The organism is Allocoleopsis sp. (assembly GCF_036703385.1).
GTDB lineage: Bacteria > Cyanobacteriota > Cyanobacteriia > Cyanobacteriales > Coleofasciculaceae > Allocoleopsis.
Genome location: NZ_DATNPA010000648.1, coordinates 1 through 3,497, shown reverse-complemented (window position 1 = coordinate 3,497; position 3,497 = coordinate 1). Strand labels below are relative to the sequence as shown.

At 47.8% G+C, this 3,497-nt stretch carries 3 protein-coding genes; all 3 read right to left on the bottom strand.

Going from position 1 to position 3,497, the window contains the following annotated elements; genetic code table 11:
• Positions 1-188, bottom strand: a 188-nt coding sequence (locus V6C93_RS30730) for a hypothetical protein (protein WP_333480481.1), incomplete at its 3' end; no start/stop codon positions are given.
• Between the two features lie 249 nt (positions 189-437).
• Positions 438-2,084 carry an acetolactate synthase large subunit gene (locus V6C93_RS30725; protein WP_333480480.1) on the bottom strand — a complete coding sequence of 549 codons (1,647 nt, stop codon included), beginning with the start codon at positions 2,082-2,084 and terminating at the stop codon, positions 438-440.
• 152 nt (positions 2,085-2,236) lie between these two features.
• The coding region (locus V6C93_RS30720) for an NAD-dependent succinate-semialdehyde dehydrogenase (RefSeq protein ID WP_333480479.1) at positions 2,237-3,497 on the bottom strand (1,261 nt) is incomplete at its 5' end.

Genomic DNA, 3,497 nt, shown 5'->3' with positions numbered 1-3,497 from the left:
CAATCTTTGACTTTAACAAATAACTTTGATACAAAACCCGGCCTCGCCTGGATGCGGCTGGGAAAGGGCGGGTTTTGATGTTCAGTTATTGGTTGGTTGTCAATCTTTTTCCCTAAACCCGCCCCTACAGATAAACGCCCTTCGCCAAAATTCAGATCAGCGATCGCGCATTCAACTGGTAGTGTCACAGGTTTCGAGAAGAACTATCAATCCTTCCCCCCATCAAATTCAGATCCCCCCAGCCCCCCTTATTAAGGCTACCGTGTACACACAAGTCTTTCTCGCCCCCTAAATCCCCCAATTCTGGGGGACTTTGAACTCCGGTTCCCCCCAAAATTGGGGGGCTAGGGGGGCGCAATACAGCATCGTGAGGAGAATTTACGAGATGTGTGTACACCGTAGCTTATTAAGGGGAGGGGGTAAGATATGACCAATTTCTAAATCTTGCAATTTAAATCGCCAGCTTTTTGGGTAAAGCGGAGATTTTCGCCGTAGTCTACCGGGCAATCAATCACCGTCGGAACATCTTGAGCCAGTGCTTCTTTCAAGGTTGGAATCAACTCTGCCGCCGAATTAACCCGATATCCTTTTAACCCCATACTTTCTGCAAATTTGACAAAATCGGGATTGCCAAAGCGGATGAACGCGGAGTCACCAAAGTGATTTTGTTGTTTCCACTCAATCAACCCATAGCCACCATCATTAAAAATCAGCGTTACGAATGGTGTTCCCACCCTCAACGCTGTCTCTAATTCCTGACAGTTCATCATGAATCCGCCATCCCCTGTAACGGCAACGACATTCCGTTCCGGGTATACCAGTTTTGCCGCCATTGCTCCTGGCAGTGCAATTCCCATTGCCGCAAAGCCGTTGGAAATGATACAAGTGTTGGGGCGATCGCAATGATACTGACGCGCCATCCACATCTTATGAGCACCCACATCGGATATTACGATATCTTCTGGCCCCATGACTTGCCGCAGGTCATAAATCAGTTTTTGCGGCTTGATCGGAAAGCCTTCATCGTTTGCATATAGCTCGTAGTCTGCACGGATGTCTGAGCGCAATTCAACAGCAGAGGGTACAGTTTTGCCTTCCCGATCCGCTTGTTTCATAATTTCAGAAAGCGAATCAGAAATATCCCCTACAACTTCCACCAAGGGAATATAACTGCTATCAATTTCTGCGGGGGACATGCCAATATGAATAATTGGAATCTTGCCCTCGGGATTCCATTTTTTCGGGGAATATTCAATCAAGTCGTAACCCACAGCAATGATTAAATCGGCTTGATCGAAGGCACAGCTCACATGGTCGCGTTGTTGTAATCCTACTGTCCACAGCGCCAAAGGATGAGTATAGGGAATCACACCTTTCCCCATAAAACTATTCACAACTGGAATATTCATCCGAGTTGCAAATTCTGTCAGCGCTTCACTGGCACTAGCACGAATGGCTCCATTTCCTACAAGAATTAGGGGATTTTTCGCCTTAGAAATAGCCACAGCCGCTTTACCGATACTCCGAAAGGAGGCATAGGTTTTTTCCCGCTCATCTTTAGCCAGTGGTTGACTTGTTACTGGCATGGCAGCAATGTTTTCCGGAAGGTCAATGTGAACCGCTCCTGGTTTTTCGCTCTGAGCAATTTTGAATGCCTTACGGACAATTTCAGCTGTATTACTAGGGCGAACAATCTGGGCATTCCATTTGGTTACAGGCGCGAACATCGCCACCAAATCTAAGTATTGGTGGGATTCAATGTGCATCCGATCGGTTCCCACCTGACCGGTGATCGCGACCAACGGTGCCCCATCTAAGTTGGCATCCGCTACACCAGTCATCAAGTTAGTTGCGCCTGGGCCGAGCGTAGATAGGCAGACTCCAGCCTTTCCTGTTAAGCGTCCATAAAGGTCTGCCATAAAGGCGGCACCCTGTTCATGACGAGTTGTAATGAACTTAATTGAAGAATGTCTGAGCGCCTCTAGAACGTGGAGATTCTCTTCGCCCGGAAGTCCAAAAACATATTCGACACCTTCATTTTCCAGGCAACGTACCAACAGTTCAGCGGTATTCATTTCGCCCATTTCAGTTTTCCTAATATTTAGTTGAGTTTTTGCTAAGATTTGAAATTTATGGAAGCTCTTAGCTTTGATGGACTAAAGTTCGATTCTTTTTAGGAGCGTAGTGTAATACACTCGTAAAATTCAAGGTATGTTTGAGAATTTAAAATCCCTGATTACTTAATCCAAACTGTTTTAATGTTGACAAATTCATGGATACCTTGAATTCCCAGTTCCCGTCCATAACCGGAGCGTTTGATTCCACCAAACGGTAAACGGGGATCGGATTTGACTAAGCCATTGATAAAGACAGCACCTGCTTCAACTTCGTCAATTAGGCGTTGGGCTTCTTGTTGATCGGTTGTCCAGGCACTGGCTCCCAGTCCAAAGGGGGATGCATTGGCTCTAGCGATCGCGGCATCAATATCGGGCACTCGGAAGAGTAACGCCACGGGGCCAAAAAATTCCTCTGCGTCTGCTGGTGTCCCTGGTGGGAACTCACTCAAAATGGTGGGTGGATAAAAGTTACCGGGGCGATCGGCTACGGGATGCCCGCCAGTAAGGACTTTTGACCCTTTTTCAATGCAAACTTGAACGAGTTCGTCTAAATCTCTGAGAATCCCAGGCGTCGCTAAGGGGCCAACATCTGTACTCTCATCCATTGGGTCTCCGATTTTTAACGCCTGGAATTTCTCCACCAGGCGTCGCTCAAATTCATCGGCAACGGCATCCACGACAATAAACCGCTTTGCTGCAATACAAGATTGACCGGTATTGAGCATCCGTGCCGTAACAGCTGTTGCCGCCGCCGCTTCTATATCAGCACTTTCTAGGACGATAAAGGGGTCACTTCCACCCAGTTCTAATACCGTTTTCTTAATTTGCGTACCTGCTGCTGCGGCTAGACTTGCCCCGGCGAACTCACTACCCGTTAAGGTTGCCGCTTTTACTCGCGCATCGTTAATAATCGAAGCCACTTGGTCTGCACCAACTAATAAAGTTTGAAACGCGCCTTCAGGAAATCCTGCTTCTCGGAAGATTTGTTCGATCGCTAAAGCGCATTGTGGGACATTTGACGCGTGTTTGAGTAAGCCGACATTTCCCGCCATGAGGGCGGGTGCTGCAAAGCGGAAAACCTGCCAGAATGGGAAATTCCAGGGCATTACTGCGAGAATCAGCCCCAAGGGTTGATAACGCACACAGCTCTTGCTGGCATCTGTCGATACGGTAACGTCAGCGAGAAAGTCAGCCGCATGTTCGGCGTAGTAGCGGCAAACTGAGGCGCATTTTTCGGTTTCAGCGATCGCACTTTTCAGGGTTTTCCCCATTTCAGTGGTCATGATCTTACCGAAGTTAACCTTGTCTCGCTCCAGAATCTGGGCGGCTTTATTCAGCCATTCGGCTCTTTGTTGCATTGACGTTTGGCGATATTGCTCA

Excerpts from the sequence above, each read along its gene's own strand:
- V6C93_RS30725 (WP_333480480.1), bottom strand. The coding sequence starts at position 2,084 with ATGGGCGAAATGAATACCGCTGAACTGTTGGTACGTTGCCTGGAAAAT.